The 16,145-nt window shown below is 41.5% G+C and carries 10 protein-coding genes; 8 read left to right on the forward strand and 2 right to left on the reverse strand.

Annotated features, from left to right (window positions below; translation table 11 throughout):
• Positions 1 to 6 precede the first annotated feature (6 nt).
• From gabT to Q4575_RS14620, 8 genes are all read left to right on the forward strand, one after another.
• Entirely contained in the window at positions 7 to 1,287 is a 1,281-nt protein-coding gene (gabT, locus tag Q4575_RS14585; RefSeq protein WP_215961821.1) for a 4-aminobutyrate--2-oxoglutarate transaminase, read from the forward strand.
• Between the two features lie 121 nt (positions 1,288 to 1,408).
• Positions 1,409 to 3,220 carry a PLP-dependent aminotransferase family protein gene (locus tag Q4575_RS14590; protein ID WP_215961820.1) on the forward strand — a complete coding sequence of 604 codons (1,812 nt, stop codon included), beginning with the start codon at positions 1,409 to 1,411 and terminating at the stop codon, positions 3,218 to 3,220.
• 147 nt (positions 3,221 to 3,367) lie between these two features.
• Positions 3,368 to 4,225, forward strand: a complete 858-nt coding sequence (locus Q4575_RS14595; protein ID WP_303523326.1) for a carbon-nitrogen hydrolase family protein — start codon at positions 3,368 to 3,370, stop codon at positions 4,223 to 4,225.
• Positions 4,226 to 4,340: 115 nt separating this feature from the next.
• A complete protein-coding gene (locus Q4575_RS14600) occupies positions 4,341 to 6,809 on the forward strand; it encodes a TonB-dependent receptor (RefSeq protein WP_303523327.1) in 2,469 nt (822 codons plus the stop codon).
• Between the two features lie 105 nt (positions 6,810 to 6,914).
• Entirely contained in the window at positions 6,915 to 8,609 is a 1,695-nt protein-coding gene (locus Q4575_RS14605) for a tetratricopeptide repeat-containing sulfotransferase family protein (protein WP_303523328.1), read from the forward strand.
• Positions 8,600 to 10,423 (forward strand): serine hydrolase domain-containing protein, encoded by a 1,824-nt coding sequence (locus Q4575_RS14610; protein WP_303523329.1) that lies wholly within the window; start codon positions 8,600 to 8,602, stop codon positions 10,421 to 10,423. The genes Q4575_RS14605 and Q4575_RS14610 overlap by 10 nt, the downstream gene beginning before the upstream one ends.
• Positions 10,416 to 11,627: an MFS transporter gene (locus Q4575_RS14615; protein WP_215961815.1), complete on the forward strand. Its 1,212-nt coding sequence runs from the start codon at positions 10,416 to 10,418 to the stop codon at positions 11,625 to 11,627. Before Q4575_RS14610 ends, Q4575_RS14615 begins: the two co-directional genes overlap by 8 nt.
• 1,772 nt (positions 11,628 to 13,399) lie before the next feature.
• Complete coding sequence (locus Q4575_RS14620; protein WP_303523330.1) at positions 13,400 to 13,927, forward strand: hypothetical protein; 528 nt, start codon at positions 13,400 to 13,402, stop codon at positions 13,925 to 13,927.
• 147 nt (positions 13,928 to 14,074) lie between these two features.
• Here Q4575_RS14620 and groL read toward each other — a convergent pair whose 3' ends face one another.
• Positions 14,075 to 15,724 (reverse strand): chaperonin GroEL, encoded by a 1,650-nt coding sequence (gene groL / locus Q4575_RS14625; RefSeq protein ID WP_215961814.1) that lies wholly within the window; start codon positions 15,722 to 15,724, stop codon positions 14,075 to 14,077.
• A gap of 30 nt (positions 15,725 to 15,754) precedes the next feature.
• Entirely contained in the window at positions 15,755 to 16,045 is a 291-nt protein-coding gene (locus Q4575_RS14630; RefSeq protein ID WP_215961813.1) for a co-chaperone GroES, read from the reverse strand.
• Between the last annotated feature and the right edge of the window lie 100 nt (positions 16,046 to 16,145).

The following is a 16,145-nucleotide window of genomic DNA, read 5'->3' on the forward strand; positions in this document are numbered from 1 at the left end:
AATAAAATGAACAATCAACAATTACAAAATAGAAAGAGCAAGGTCATCGCCCGCGGTCAAGGCAATGTATATCCGGTTTACGTTGAGCGAGCGCTTAACTCCGAAGTATGGGATGTTGAAGGCAAACGTTACATCGACTTTGGAACAGGTATTGCGGTATGTAATACCGGCCATAGTCATCCAAAAGTGATTAACGCGGTAAAAGCGCAGGTCGACAAATTTAGTCATACCTGCGTCATGGTTAATCCTTATGAAGTGGCTGTTGAGCTAGCCGAAAAATTAACAAGTCTAGCGCCCGGTAACAGTGACAAAAAGGCGATATTTGTTTCTACTGGCGCAGAAGCTGTTGAAAATTGCATCAAAATAGCAAGAGCACAAACTAAACGCCGCGGTGTAATTGCGTTTAATGGTGGGTTCCATGGGCGTACGAATATGACCATGGCACTGACTGGTAAAATCACGCCCTACAAAAACCTATTTGGGCCATTTCCCGGTGATATTTTCCATGCACCTTATCCGATGGAGGCGCATGGCGTAACAGTTCAACAGTCTCTCAAAGCCATTGAAAACCTGTTTAAGGTGGACATTGCACCGACTGATGTAGCAGCCATTATTGTTGAACCAGTGCAGGGAGAAGGTGGTTTTTATGCGGCTCCAGCCGAGTTTTTACAGGCCCTTAGAAAGTTATGCGACGACCATGGGATCATGTTAATTGCCGATGAAATTCAAACCGGTTTTGGCCGTACCGGCAAGATGTTCAGCTTTGAACATGCAGGGGTTGAAGCCGACTTAATGACAATGGCAAAGGGTATTGCAGGTGGTTTTCCAATCGCGGCTGTAGTTGGCAAAAGTGACGTGATGGATGCGCCATTGCCAGGTGGTTTAGGTGGTACATATGGTGGTTCACCGGTGGCATGTGCTGCGGCGTTGGCGGTATTAGACATCATTGCCAAAGAGAACCTAGTTGAACGCGCTAATAAAATTGGCGAGGTATTTAACCAAAGGCTAACAGCATTACAACAAGCGCATCCAAAGTTGATTTTAGAAGTGCGAAATCAAGGAGCCATGATTGCAATAGAGCTTGTTGCTAACGGCGATGCAGAGCAACCTAACACAGCGCTCACTCAGGCGATAATCGCCGGTGCCGCAGATGCCGGACTCATACTATTGGCCTGTGGTTTTTACGGCAATGTGATCCGATTTTTGCCTGCATTGACCATAGACGATAACACCCTAGAAGAAGGCTTAAGCAAATTTGAGCAGCTTTTTACTAAGTTGGCATCGTAAGAGTTAACGTTTAGGTATGTGTGAGATGTTTGTGTGTTTTAGACAAAGTTTGTTATAACTGACAATCAGTTATAACAAACTTTATTAACGTGTCCGTTTATCGGGGAGAAGATCAAAGACCATGTTGAGCCGACTAATACACATCGAACACGACAGTGAAGAAAGCCTGCAAAGTCAGATCCGCCGCAAATTAGTGGAAGGCATTCTTATTGGTGCGTTTTCAGCGGGCAGCAAACTCCCGTCGACTCGTGTATTAGCAAAGCAGTTAGAAGTCTCACGTAATACCGTTGTTTTGGTATATCAAACCTTACTTGATGAAGGATATATTGTCAGCCGCGAGCGCAGTGGTATTTACGTTAGTGAAGCGTTGCAACAAGGTCGTGTGGGAAAATCCCTGGCGACGAATAACAAACTTGCCCCAAGTAATTATAGTCATAAGTTCAAAGGGGCAGTCGCGACAACAAATGCCACATCTAGCCCTGCAAATTGGCGCAGTTATATCTACCCATTTATTGACGGAAAATTTGACTCGTCATTATATCCGGTTCGTGAATGGCGCGAAGCAACTAACAAAGCAAATGCCACCAAAGAGATATTTCAATGGTCGGAATTACAGGGTGAAGACGACCCTATGTTACTCGATGAGATCAGAACTAAAATCCTTCCTCGGCGGGGTATTCAAGCGTCTAAAGATGAAATTCTAATTACGGTAGGCTCACAACAAGCTTTATACTTAGTGGCCGAGCTATTTGTTGATAAGTCAGTGACTGTTGCGGTTGAAGAACCCGGTTATCCTGAAATGCGTGAATTGTTGCTGCAACGTGGTGCGTCACTTAGATACCAAGACGTTGATAACAACGGCATGGTGGTAAACGACACGCTTAATGAGTGTAATGCGGTTTATGTAACGCCAAGCCATCAAACGCCAACAAGCGTCACTATGTCTATGGAACGGCGTGATCAGCTGCTTAAAAAGGCGCAGGAACAAGACCTAATTATTATCGAAGACGACTTTGAATTCGAAAGTAACTTTTTAGGTCAACCCCACCCGGCATTACGAAGTTTAGATACCGAAAATCGAGTCGTGTATATTTCCTGTTTATCCAAAGTTTTGGCTTCTGGCATACAAATGGGATTTGTTGTCGCAGAGGCATCAGTAATATTAGAGCTCAAAAAGCTTCGTAAACTTATGTTACGCAATCCACCTTTAAATAATCAGCGTGCTGTGGCGTACTTCTTATCTTTAGGTTATTACGATGCGTACATGATGCAGCTCCACAAGTTGTTTTTTGAACGTTGGTTAAGCCTGCGTGAAGCACTTAACATCTATTTACCAAATTGTGTTGATACTGGACCCATTCAAGGTGGTACAGCGTATTGGATCACCGGACCAAAAGAGTTAGACGGCGAACATTTACGTGAGCAAGCTGCGGCAAAAGGTATTTTAATAGAACCAGTTAAACGTTATTTTGCCAAATCAGATTACCCTGAAAATTGTTTTAGAATGGGCATAACCAGCATTCCAAACGAGCGAATTCAAATAGGGGTTAAAAAACTCGCTGATTTAATTCACCAACTAACCGAAGAATTCGAAGAGAAGTTAACTAACGCTAAAGGTCGACTGTTAACCGGCGAAAAACTCAAACAAGCCTTAACCAATGTTCGACTCGAATGTCAGATGGTTTACGGTGTGCCTTGCACCATAGATTTGTTGGCCGACGGCACGATGCTGGGCCATACCGGCGGCAAAGATGATGAATATGATAGCGGTCACTGGTGGATTGAAGGCGGTAAATACTATCGTAAATGGGACTTATGGGGTTACGGTGAAGAGAAATGTTTTTATGTAGTTCAAGACGGAGAACAGATGAAATGGTTTGATCAAAATTATTGTTTTGTTCGAGAGCTCGACATTATAGGAGAGATCACCTAGTTGTTGCAGTTGTCCTTCAATTATCAGTTTGGTTAAACTGGCCCTATAACTAACTTCAAACTGGTACTAACCTATCTTGCAATTCAGCACGTACATTAAATACACAAACAACTACGTTATTACGTCAATTTAACCGTGAGTGTATTTATGAGTCATTTTTCAATTGCAGGACTGCAATTAAAATTAGAAAGCGGCGACAATTTAGATGTTATTTCAAAACACATAGTCAAAACCAAAAAGCGGTTTCCCTGGATTGACATGATTGTTTTAACTGAGCTTTGTACCTACGGGCCAGAAAAAAAATACGCATCGAGTTTCCCCAGTCAGGCCGAACATCATTATCAAAAATTGTGCAAAGACAATAACGTATGGTTAATCACAGGTTCTCAGTATGAGCAGGACGGTGATGACATTTACAATACCTCAACGGTGATCAATAACCTCGGTGAAATAGTCACACGTTATCGTAAGATATTTCCATTTTTACCTTATGAATCAGGTGTAAAGGAAGGGTCAGACATAGTGACTTTTGACGTGCCAGGGGGGCGTATCGGCATTGCAATTTGTTACGATCTTTGGTTTCCAGAAGTGGCTAGAGCTATGGTTTGTGACGGTGCAGACGTACTTATTTTTCCAACTCTAACCGGCACTATTGATAGACCATTAGAATTAATTATGTCGCAGTCAACCGCAGTGATGAACCAATGTTATGTGTTTGGTATTAATGCGTCGGAACCCTACGGCACAGGGCAGTCAATCGTCGTAGAGCCAGATGGCAATGTTATCTATCAAGCCAATATCGGCGAAGAAATTATTCCAATTGAAATTGATTTTGAGCGAGTCAAACGGGTTCGAACTCGGGGCGGGTTAGGGTTAGGCCAACCACTCAAAAGCTTGCGGGATAACCCTATAAATTTCAGTAAATTAATAAAAAAAGACACAGGTTACCTAGATTCACTTGGGCCATTGACTGTGCCATTGCAAGACAACGCAGATAATTCGTGATTTTGACAACTGGACTTATAGATGAGCGAAAACTGGTACTACCGTTAGCAACGCTTGCTAGTCTAATCTCGAATGCAGGTTAAAAATAAAACAACAACAAATTTGGAACCATAACATGAAAAATGCAACGTTTAAAAAGTCTGTTATAACCAGCGCCGTTAGCGCAGCTTTAGTAATGTCGTTTTCGTCTTTGGCTGTAGAGCAACAAGCAGACACTCAAGTCGAAAAAGGCGATATCGAACGCATCAAAGTGACGGCAACCCATCGTAAAGTGTCCCAAGAAGAATTGCCTTTTAATATCTCGTCGGTATTAGGCAGCGATATTGAAGACCAGAACATATCAGATAGCGCAGAATTGCTGAGAAACGTTGCGGGCATAACGATTGTTGATAAAGGTCACCGAAATGGTGGTACAACAAACAGCATGATTATTCGTGGTATTAATGTCGAAAGTGGTATTTCAGGGGCCGATGTGGGTCAATCGACGGTGCCTACCGTTTCAAGTTATGTTGATGCGACACCAATATTTGCCAATTTTTTATTAAAAGATATTGAACGTGTTGAAGTACTTCGCGGGCCGCAGGGGACACTTTACGGCTCAGGCGCTTTAGGTGGCACGGTACGTTATGTTATGAATAAGCCAGATCCTGAAATAACAGAAGGCAGCTTAAAACTCGACTTAAGCAAAACAGACGGCTCTGACGGTAATAACATGACCTTGGATGCCATGTTTAATATGCCTATCAATGACAAGTCCGCTGTACGATTTGTGGTTGGAAAGTTAAATAACGACGGCATTATCGACATGCCAAACCTGTATCAACTCGATGACGAAGGCGTACCGTTAGTTAAAGCAGATAATGGTTCTTGTGTTTCAGCGAGCAGTAGCGCATTAACTGCTAGTGAACTTGTTAATAATGGCTCGTGTTACCACAGCCAAAAAGACGTCGACAGTGTCGATATTACTTACTTTAAAGCCGCTTACGGAATTGCGATTACGGATGATGTGCAACTGACATTAACTCACCACTTTCAAACTGATGAAGTTGGTGGTCGCCGAGCTGTTACACGCGGTGCCGACTATAACGGCAATGTTTATGATGATTACGAACACGGGGCGACATTATTAGAACCGTCTGAACGAGATGTAAATCTAACAAGTATGGAAATTGAAGCAGACTTTGGTTTTGCCACATTAACGTCTAATACATCCTCATATGATCATCAAGGTTCAGGCTGGCGCGACAATACTAGTTTATGGGTTTCTGGCGGACGAGATTGGTACAATGCGTGGTATACCGGCAATCCTAGACCGGCATCTCATGTTGAAGCAGGATTTGAAGATAAAGCATTAGTACAAGAATTTCGATTGGTATCCAATGAAGATCCAAACAGTAAAATAGACTGGATAGCCGGTGTGTATTACATGGACCAAGAGCGTGTTACCACAAACTTAAGTCATTTACGGGGTATCGAATATTATGGCGCTGCGGATGTGAATGCCAGTGGCGCTCCGCGCTGGTGGGTAGGTGCGCCAACGGATAAAGATTTAACGTATATTCGCCACGAAACATTTGAAGATCTAGCGATTTATGGCGAACTGACCTACAAATTTAGTGATGACTTTAGGGCTACGGTAGGGGCACGTTGGTTTGATAATACACTGAAAAACAACACCGCAATTGACGCCTATTATGGGCAAGCGCGAGAAATTGAATCTGTGCCATTCCCGACACAGGAAGAAAGTGACGTATTAGTTAAACTCAATTTATCGTATGACATTAATGATAATAATATGGTCTACGCCACTTATTCTGAAGGGTTCCGTCGCGGTGGGTCGAACGCAATACCAACTGATGGACCTTTTGCTGAACTCAATCCAGAGTCGGTCGAAACCTATGGTAAAGATACAGTGAAAAACTATGAAGTGGGCGTTAAAGGTTTTGCCCGCGGGTTCACCTATTCAGCCGACGTTTATATGGTTAAATGGGATGATCCACAACTGAATACTGGCACCGCATGGTGGGCATTTTTCATGGCTCAAAATGGTATTGCGGCGGAGACATCGGGTCTGGAACTTGAGTCAAGTGTGGCACTTACAGAAGATATTACCATGCGCGTGGGTTATGCTTTTACCAAGGCTGAATTAACTGATGATTTGATCCAACCACAGAGTCTGTCTGTTACCGCAGAAGCCGGCCAGCAGCTGCCTGGCGTAGCCGAACATGTGTTGTCGTTCAATATTAGTCATACCACCGAGATTACCAATGACATTGAAATGACAAGTCGCCTGTCTGGTTATTATCAATCAGAGTCGACTAACTCAGTTGTACCAACAAGCTCTATTTATACCGAGTTTGACGGGTTTTCAATTTGGAACGCTTCGGTTAACTTTATCAAAGACGACTGGGGACTCTCGCTTTACATCAAAAACCTTGGTAATGAAGAAGGCGTAACGGGCAGTTACCCAGACAGTTATTTAAGTACTGATACAGGTGTTTTTGAAAACTTCTACGGTAATAACCAAAAGGACTTTATCGCTCGCCCGCAAACGATTGGAGCGTCAGTTTCTTATCAGTTCTAATCGTCTGATTAAACATAGAGCCATACATAGGTATGGCTTTATGCTTTAATAAAACCAAATAAAATAATACGAATAAAATGGTTACATTTAGCTTGATTGGAAATTATGGTCGAACAAAACACACATAACGAGCTTGAAGGTTTGGCGGGAAATTCCGTCGACAGCTTACTTGATTTAGGTTGGCAATATTTGCGAAAGCAAAAATCGTTAGAGGCAACTCAAATTGCAAAAATGTTGTCACAACAATTCCCCGATCATGCCGAAGCGTGTTTTTTTAATGGCCAGGTCTTAGCGCAGCAAAAGCAATTTTCTACAGCAATCGAGTGTTTAGTCAACGCTTGTGAATTAGCCCCACATATACATCAGTGGCAATTTTCTGTATTAAATCTGTTATTAATGACATCGCAAAAAAATCGGGCATTAACGGTTTTAGACACGCTATCCGGTAACTCAAATTTGTCTGCGAAAGAGTGTAATCAACTCGGCTTATTTTATTCGCAATTGAATAAACCTGAATTGGCGGTGGCTCAATATAAGCGAGCGATTCAATTAGACCCGTCAAATAACGAACATCATTATAGCCTGGCGACCGTTTTACGTCATTGTGGTGAGCTTATTCAGGCGCAAGCTTCACTGCTAACGGCGATACAACTTAACGGCAATGACATTGATGCCCATTGTTTACTTGTCGATTTAGCTAAACAAACAAACGAGATGAATCATATATCGGCTTTGCAGTTGTTATTAACTACGAGTTTGTCGCCGAGACATGAAGTTCAGGTTAATTTTGCATTGGCCAAAAGCTATGAAGACTTAGCGCAATACTCAACCGCTTTTAAACATTTAGCAAAAGGCGCAAAGATTAGACGTCAGCATCTTGAATACCATGTTCAGCAAGACCTCGATGTCATCACTCATATAAAAACAACGTTTAACACCCCGTGGTGGTTGGCCGGACAAATTAAAGATAAAGACTTGCGGTCAGAACCGCACAGAGAGTTTAAACAAAACGCTTCAACGGTTGGGGAAAAGCAGATCATCCCTATTTTTATTTTGGGCATGCCCAGAACAGGGTCAACTTTACTGGAACGAGTTCTATCTGCCGCGCCAAATGTGTACGCCGCCGGAGAATTGAGTGACTTTACGAGACTCTTAACCGAGCAAACAACAAAACAGTTTGCTGGTGATATAAAGTCAAAACGGGACTTTATTCGCAGCAGTAGTAAAATTGATTTTGAAGTTTTAGGCAGTCGTTATCTCGACGCACTAAAACAGCATATTCCCGATGACAAAAACACGCCAATAGTAGAGTATGTAATCGACAAGTTGCCATTTAATTTTCTTTATGTTGGTTTAATTAAAAAAGCACTTCCGAATGCCAGAATTATTCATATGACTCGTGATCCAATGGACACCTGTTATGCAGTATATAAAACGCTATTCCAGCAAGCGTATCCGTTTTCCTACGACCAACAAGAACTCGCCGACTACTTTGTCGCCTATCAAGACCTCATGGCTCATTGGCAAACATTGCCAGAATTATCGATGCTGAACATTGCTTACGAAGATTTGGTGCAAACACCCCAATCAATAGGGAAAGCCGTGTTTGATTTCTGCCAAATCGACTGGCAAGCCCAATATATAGACGTGCAAAATAATCATTCCGCGGTTAATACTGCAAGTTCGAGTCAGGTACGTCAGGCTATCCACAAAAGCTCAGTTGCCAAATGGCGTCATTATGAAACTGAATTAGCCGCGTTAAAGGCAAGGTTGATTAGTGCAGGTATCACGTGCGATTAGTTAAATGGTTTACGCTATTTCTGCTAACCCTAGTGTCGGTGACGTTATCGGCAATGAGCTCTGTACCTACCCCTGAGCAGTTAATTCGCACCAGCGATTTGGACATACACAAACCTATTAATTTTGACCTTTGGCCTAAGGCCATCAAGCAAAGTTTTAACCCTACACTAACGGGCGAAGTTAAATTAGCCAGTGACAAAAATCGAAGTCATCTTGTATTGACCGAACAAAGCGACAGCTACGAATTTGAACTTAAAACCCGCGCCAATGACTTTACAAACCAGCGTGTTTTGTTGCCTGAAATCGAGTTTGATTTTGTTACCTTAAACCACAAAATCATCCCAATTGCACAATCGTTGCAACTCACCACTCATCCTCATTGGGATTATATTTTAGGCGTTGGAGATGTTTGGCGAACAGATGATCAAGGCAATCTATTCCAAGTGGTTATGCCATTTAATTTGGTAGAGAAGAATCAAAATTGTGTTCACAACGGGATATTAACTTTTGTTATAAACCCGAAGCAATCGGGCACTACCGCCTCGCAGTTTTATTATCAAATTAGCAGTGAGACTTGCCTGTATTATAAAGTCGATATGTGGGGTGTTGGCGCAGTTAAACAAAAGATTAATCAAAAGATTAAACAAAAAGCTAAACAAGCTGTTACACAAAATAAACAGCAGGAATTAGTGGAAAGTCAGTTGACTACAGTGCTCACAAGCGTCCAGCAAAAAGCAGTCGTTCGATACGTTAATCAACAACAAAATAAATTGCCAATTGAGGCAATAAGCCAATTACCGATTGCTGAAAAAAACTTGTCGCAGTTAGATATGGCAAAACTGAGCTTAACAAAATTGATCAAACCCACTGACATGACGATGTACGGCTTGGCATTTAATGGCCAATATTATGTTTCGCAGTGCCAAACCCGAGCTGGACTATATCCATTTTGTGAAGAGCTCGTTATGCCGTCGTATTCGACCGCCAAAACCATCTTTGGTGGCCTAAGTATGTATTTGTTACAGCGGGAATACCCACAGCTTTATCATCAAAAAGTCAGCGAATGGGTGCCACAATGTGATTTACCGCAATGGCAAGATGTCACATTTTTAGATTTACTCAATATGACAACAGGCAATTACGACTCAGGTTACCCAACGGCAGATGAGGGGGCAGATCATAGCCAGCAGTTTTTCGCGGCAAGCAGCCATGATTCAAAAATAAAATACGCTTGTCAGCAGTTTACACGCAAGTCTCAACCCGGTACTAAATTTGTTTACCACACCTCAGATACTTATTTGTTGGGGACGGCCTTAAATCAATTTGTTAGGGGAATGAAGGGGCCTCAAACGGACCTGTTTAAATACGTATTTGGTCATGATCTGTGGCCCAAACTAAGATTAAGCCCTGTTGCCTATGAAACACGGCGGACAAGTGACAAAGAACAGCAACCTTTTGTCGGTTTCGGGTTGTTTTTTACCCGCGATGACGTATTTAAAGTAACTCGATATTTGGCTAATGTTGCTGCAGAATTATTTCATCCAGCATCAACTGACCAGGGGAGTTTAACCAATTTTGCTAGTACCCGTTATGACCAGAGCTTTTGGAAGCAAAACATAGCAACTCATACTGATTGTGCAGAACCACATTGGTTACCTTATTTGTCTGGATATGGCGGTATTTCCGTTGTTTTAGTCAGTCCCACGATCCAATATTTTTATTTTAGCGACAGTGGTATTTACGACTGGAGTCTCGCTATTACTGAGTTACACACTCGCCAAGCAATTTGCTCTAAAAGGACAAAACATGATTGATCAAACTCAAGCCGTCGAAACCGGCAAGCAAGATCCTGAGCTGCAAACGAGCCTTCGAACATTTAAAGTCGAGCCTAATGGAATTTGGGCCAGAGTGTTTTTAGCGTTTTTAACAACCGCCGGTATTTTTTATATCAATATCATGCCAGCTGTTGTTTCTGGCTTAAAAGAAGGGTTAGGATTTACCACACAACAAGCTGGTTTTGTTAGTTCTGCCAATTTGTACGGGGCGTCGTTAGGTGCGTTAGCCGCGGTATTCATCATTAAAAAAATTAACTGGAGAACGTGGGCTTATATTTTATTAGCGGCAATATTAGTTATCGATTTAATTAGCGTACATATTGCTGACCCTACAATAATGGTACTTATCCGTGCACTCCATGGGCTCACTGGCGGATTATTGGTTGGTATTGGTTTTGGCATTATTTCAAGAACAACCGAACCGGACAAAACCTTTGGTTATTTGCTGTTTATTCAATGGGGGCTCGGCGGATTAGGTTTAATGTTTATTCCAAATTTAGTACCACTATTTGGGGTTGGCGCACTGTTTTATTCGTTGGTAGCGTTTACATTTGTCTCGCTTTGTATGTTGCCATTTTTAACCGATTATCCGGTGACAAATGAAGATAAGAAGCGACAAGCAGAGCAGGTCATCAAACGAGTCCCATTGTTTTTAACGCTTTTTGGTATTTTTCTCTTTCAAGGTGCAAATATGGGGCTGTTTGCTTATATGATCGGAATTGGCAAAGTTGAAGGCTTAACGCTCGATTTCATGAGCCCAGCCCTTGGTATGGCTAGCTGGATTGCGCTTGTTGGTGCATTAGCTGTGATGGTAATTGGCACTAAATTGGGCCGAGCATACCCACTGTTATTTGGCATTATTATCACCGCCGTGTGCAGCTGGATGTTGCATTACAGCGAAATTCCACAGATGTATTCTGTGATGAATTTCATCATAGGGATCACCTGGGCATTTGTTTTACCTTACTTATTTGGCATGTGTGCCGAATTTGATAAAGCGGGGCAGTATGCTGCGATGGGCGGATTTGCGTCAAAAATGGGGCTAGCTAGTGGCCCAATGGTGGTGGCGTTAGTGATTGTTGATGAGAATTATGCCGGAGTCATAAATCTAGCAGCCGTTGGCCTTATAGCCTGTGCTATCGTCGTGTTTAAACCAGCAAGATTGTTAGATAAAAAAACATAATCCTTGCCGTAAATGAATTATCTAATGACATAGACAAAAAAAACCGCTAAGCCAAGGCTAGCGGTTTTTTGTTAGAGCAAAAGGCCCATTTTCTGGTTTGGGCCTTAAATTCCAAAGACAGGAATTTAAGGTGGCATAACGTTACAAGGTGTAACCGTTATGTATCCGTAGCCCAACTAGGCCAGTGACCTACACGACTCTCGTCGCACTACATCAAAGTCCCCCTGAAACCCCACCAAATGTATTAATCCCTGCGTTCTAGAGGGATGTAAGCGACCAAACATTATACATCCCGTTATACGAACCAAATAACGGAGAAAATACATCAACAACAATTTACACCTTAAAAAGCATCATGATTGTAGAACTCATTTCAAAGATGTCAGCTTCAGATAGAAATTAACTTTTGAGAGTTAACGTAAAAGAGTCGAGTAGATACCCGACTCCTATTTTATCCCAAATTAACTATTTAATTAGGAGTCGAACGGTAGTGCTCTCGTACCTTTGTACCGTCTTTTTTGGTGTGTTGAGGCACGTGTACTTTTTTCTTACCACTTTTGGTCTTTGACATAGTATTAGTCTCTTTATTAATTAAATTAAAGTGCGGTCAATCAATATCTATTAGAGATCGACCACAGTTAGGGTCAGATGCTACTTAATTACTTAGGTAAACTTCTGAAGTGTTGACATACGTCTTCCCAACGACCGTTGCGATAACGGCGATAAGGAGAGACAAAAACGTTCTTCACTTTCATTATGGAAACCTCCACAAATCAATATGTTAAATATCCTTTAACATAAGTTATGGAGTGAATAGTAGCCATGAACCTAAACTTGACTTATACTCTTCGTTCTCACGCAAAGGATATATAAGTATGTTTAGGTGACTTGGGGACACTCCACCACCCAATGTGCTTTATAATCTTTTTTTAATTAAGGGCAGACATCATCACGATGACTGCCTTTTTTTATGCCTTTCTTCTACCTTAGTTACTCTAGACTAAGGTTTTTACTTAAAACACTAGATAGTGTGTTTGTGTTAATTTAAAAACACATTATGTTGTGCTTTTCTTTATTTTTCCATTATATCAACTAGACAATAAAACAAAAGGTTGTTTTTTCAGCGTCTTTAGGTTCAACCGCCTGAATTTATTGATGTTAAGAGATCGAGTTAATGACGCGTTAGTAGCTACAAACTGTATAAAAAACCAGTGCGCGGGATGTAGCGGATTTAAAGACTTTTCCGCAAAAAACCTGACATGAAATATGGTTATAAACAGTAGAATCATTATCTCAGCTATTTGTTCACTAAACAACCATTTATTTATTTTTTCTCTTATATATCAGTGACTTGTATAACGCAAGCATTAGATGGCGCAAACGTTTTATTATAAAAACACTATATCTTTAGTTTGAGATGTTTATATTTTTCATATATTTGACGTGTTCCTTGTCAAAAGTTGGTCTTATTTTTAATATGATTTTTTTTTTGTAAAAAGATGGATTTTATAAGAAATGGGCGTTCAAAGCGGAATTAACGCAACTCAATTTAGTGTTTACCAACTTCAGCGAAATTATTTAAACTTCGAGACTATCCCAGCTAGGTTAATGAATAATGTGAGGAATAAAAAAGTTAGGCTCCAGCCTTTGACTCTCTATATGTTTTTGATTATTAAATAATGCAGTTATAGTCGTTAAGCCAAAAGTTTCACTACAAGCTAAAAGATATCCAGCCTCACACCGTGGTTACTGTCAACGGTACCTCTGGGCAAGTGAACCACTTGATTGAAGCTGAAATACTAAGCAAGTCAATTTATGCTGGTAACTTTGAGGACTATCTAAATGATGCTGAAGACTGCATGGAGTTTGAAGAAGAACCTGAAGACTCTGAAGCATATCGAATAGATAACCCTGAACTGACTGAGACAGTGACACAGATTGAAGAAGTCTTAGGTACATCAACAACCAATGACACAATATCAGACGTGTTAGCTGGTAATGAACTAAGTCCAGAAGTACTACAAGAACTCAGTGAATCTTATGGTGTATCACCTGATAGGGCACAGAGAGAGATTGAGTCGTTGACCGAGAACCTTATGGATAGCTTCGAAGGTTATCTTGAGGAACAACACAAAGGAATAGACATCAATCACTTGTCTGAATGGGTAGCTTATGCAGTCAACAAGGACACAAAGGTAATGCAGTTGTATCAGCAAGCGTTAACAGGTGCGCGTAGTGGTGACTTAAGTTACTCAAGTGAGCTTGTAGATGCCTACAAGAAGTTTTACAGATTGTTCTAGATAAACAAAAAAGGCGCTGGGGATTAACCCAACGCCTTCATTAAGAGTGTTTTTAAGCCTACTTTACTGTCTACATTTGTGTATGTTTTTCTGTATACACACTGTGTAAGTTGTTGATTTTATTAGGCTAAAACAGGCTAACTTTGACTACATCATTCCGCCCATTCCACCCATACCGCCCATGCCGCCCATATCAGGCATTGCAGGTGCAGATGAGTCTTGAGGTGCGTCAGTTACCATAGCTTCTGTTGTGATCATAAGACCCGCAACTGATGCAGCAAACTGTAGCGCAAGACGTGTTACTTTAGTTGGGTCAAGGATACCTTCTGCAACTAGGTCACTGTATGTGCTGTTAGCCGCATTGTAACCGAAGTTTCCTTCGCCTTCTTTAACCTTGTTAACAACAACAGAGGCTTCGTCACCTGAGTTGTACGCGATTTGACGAAGCGGTGCTTCCATCGCACGAAGGGCAATCTTGATACCGTGAGTTTGGTCTTCGTTGTCGCCTACTAGGTCAACAAGTTTAGCCGCTACACGAACTAATGCAGTACCACCACCGGCAACAATACCTTCTTGAACCGCAGCGCGAGTCGCGTGTAATGCGTCGTCAACACGGTCTTTTTTCTCTTTCATTTCTACTTCAGTTGCTGCGCCAACTTTAATTACTGCAACACCACCAGAAAGTTTAGCTAAACGTTCTTGAAGTTTTTCTTTATCGTAGTCAGAAGTTGATTCTTCAACTTGAGCTTTGATTTGAGCAACACGACCGTCGATATTAGCTTGCTCGCCCGCACCGTCGATTACCGTTGTGTCATCTTTAGTGATAACAACACGTTTTGCTGTACCTAAATCTTCAAGTTGAACTTTTTCAAGATCCATACCGATTTCTTCAGAGATAACAGTACCGCCAGTTAAGATTGCAATGTCTTGTAACATCGCTTTGCGACGGTCACCAAAGCCAGGAGCCTTAACCGCTGCAACTTTAACAATTCCGCGCATGTTGTTAACAACAAGTGTTGCTAATGCTTCGCCTTCAACGTCTTCAGCAATAATAAGTAGTGGCTTGCCACCTTTTGCTACTGCTTCTAACGTTGGAAGTAATTCACGGATGTTTGAGATCTTTTTATCAACTAACAAAATGAACGGAGATTCTAATTCTACCGTGCCACTTTCTTGGTTTGTCATGAAGTAAGGAGATAAGTAACCGCGGTCAAACTGCATACCTTCAACAACGTCAAGTTCAGTTTCTAATGATTGACCTTCTTCAACAGTGATTACGCCTTCTTTACCCACTTTTTCCATTGCGTCAGCGATGATGTTACCAATTTCAGCATCTGAGTTTGCAGAGATAGTGCCTACTTGTGCAATTGCTTTGCTATCTGCACATGGAACCGATAATGCTTTAAGTTCTTCGATTGCCGCTTTAACCGCTTTGTCGATACCGCGCTTAACATCCATAGGGTTCATATCGGCTGCAACAGCTTTAATGCCTTCAGTGATAATTGCTTGCGCAAGAACCGTTGCTGTAGTTGTTCCGTCACCGGCTTCATCATTGGCTTTAGAAGCAACTTCTTTAACCATCTGTGCGCCCATGTTTTCAAACTTGTCTTCAAGTTCGATTTCTTTTGCAACAGAAACACCATCTTTAGTGATCGCTGGGCCACCAAATGCTTTGTCTAAAACAACGTTACGGCCTTTAGGACCTAAAGTTACTTTTACTGCGTCTGCAAGAACGTTTACGCCCGCTAACATTTTTGTACGTGCGCTATTTCCGAATTTTACGTCTTTTGCTGCCATGTCTAATTACCTACTAAATTTGTTCTAAGATTATTCTACAATTGCCAAGATGTCTGATTCAGACATAATCAAAATTTCTTCACCGTCTAACTTTTCAGTTTTGATGCCGTAGCCATCATTGAAGATAACAGTGTCGCCAACTTTAACGTCTAAAGCGCGAACATCACCATTTTCCAAAATGCGACCATTGCCAACTGCAATGACTTTACCGCGAGTTGATTTTTCCGCAGCAGAACCAGTCAAAACGATACCGCCAGCTGACTTAGTTTCTTGTTCATCACGTTTAACGATTAAACGGTCATGTAAAGGACGAATGCTCATTGGTTTTTTCTCCAAACATTTGTTGTATTAGGCCGACTGATGTCGACAAAAATTTTAAGACTTTGAGTTGGCAAAATATATAAGGGTGTTATCTCAGAAC

This window comes from Psychrosphaera sp. 1_MG-2023 (assembly GCF_030548245.1).
In the GTDB taxonomy this organism is placed as follows: domain Bacteria; phylum Pseudomonadota; class Gammaproteobacteria; order Enterobacterales; family Alteromonadaceae; genus Psychrosphaera; species Psychrosphaera algicola.

Bases quoted from the DNA above. Each gene is read 5' to 3' on its own strand.
- Q4575_RS14590 (WP_215961820.1), top strand. From the start codon at position 1,409: ATGTTGAGCCGACTAATACACATCGAACACGACAGTGAAGAAAGCCTG.
- gabT (WP_215961821.1), top strand. From the start codon at position 7: ATGAACAATCAACAATTACAAAATAGAAAGAGCAAGGTCATCGCCCGC.
- Q4575_RS14600 (WP_303523327.1), top strand. From the start codon at position 4,341: ATGAAAAATGCAACGTTTAAAAAGTCTGTTATAACCAGCGCCGTTAGC.
- Q4575_RS14615 (WP_215961815.1), top strand. From the start codon at position 10,416: ATGATTGATCAAACTCAAGCCGTCGAAACCGGCAAGCAAGATCCTGAG.
- Q4575_RS14605 (WP_303523328.1), top strand. From the start codon at position 6,915: ATGGTCGAACAAAACACACATAACGAGCTTGAAGGTTTGGCGGGAAAT.
- Q4575_RS14595 (WP_303523326.1), top strand. From the start codon at position 3,368: ATGAGTCATTTTTCAATTGCAGGACTGCAATTAAAATTAGAAAGCGGC.
- groL (WP_215961814.1), bottom strand. From the start codon at position 15,724: ATGGCAGCAAAAGACGTAAAATTCGGAAATAGCGCACGTACAAAAATG.
- Q4575_RS14630 (WP_215961813.1), bottom strand. From the start codon at position 16,045: ATGAGCATTCGTCCTTTACATGACCGTTTAATCGTTAAACGTGATGAA.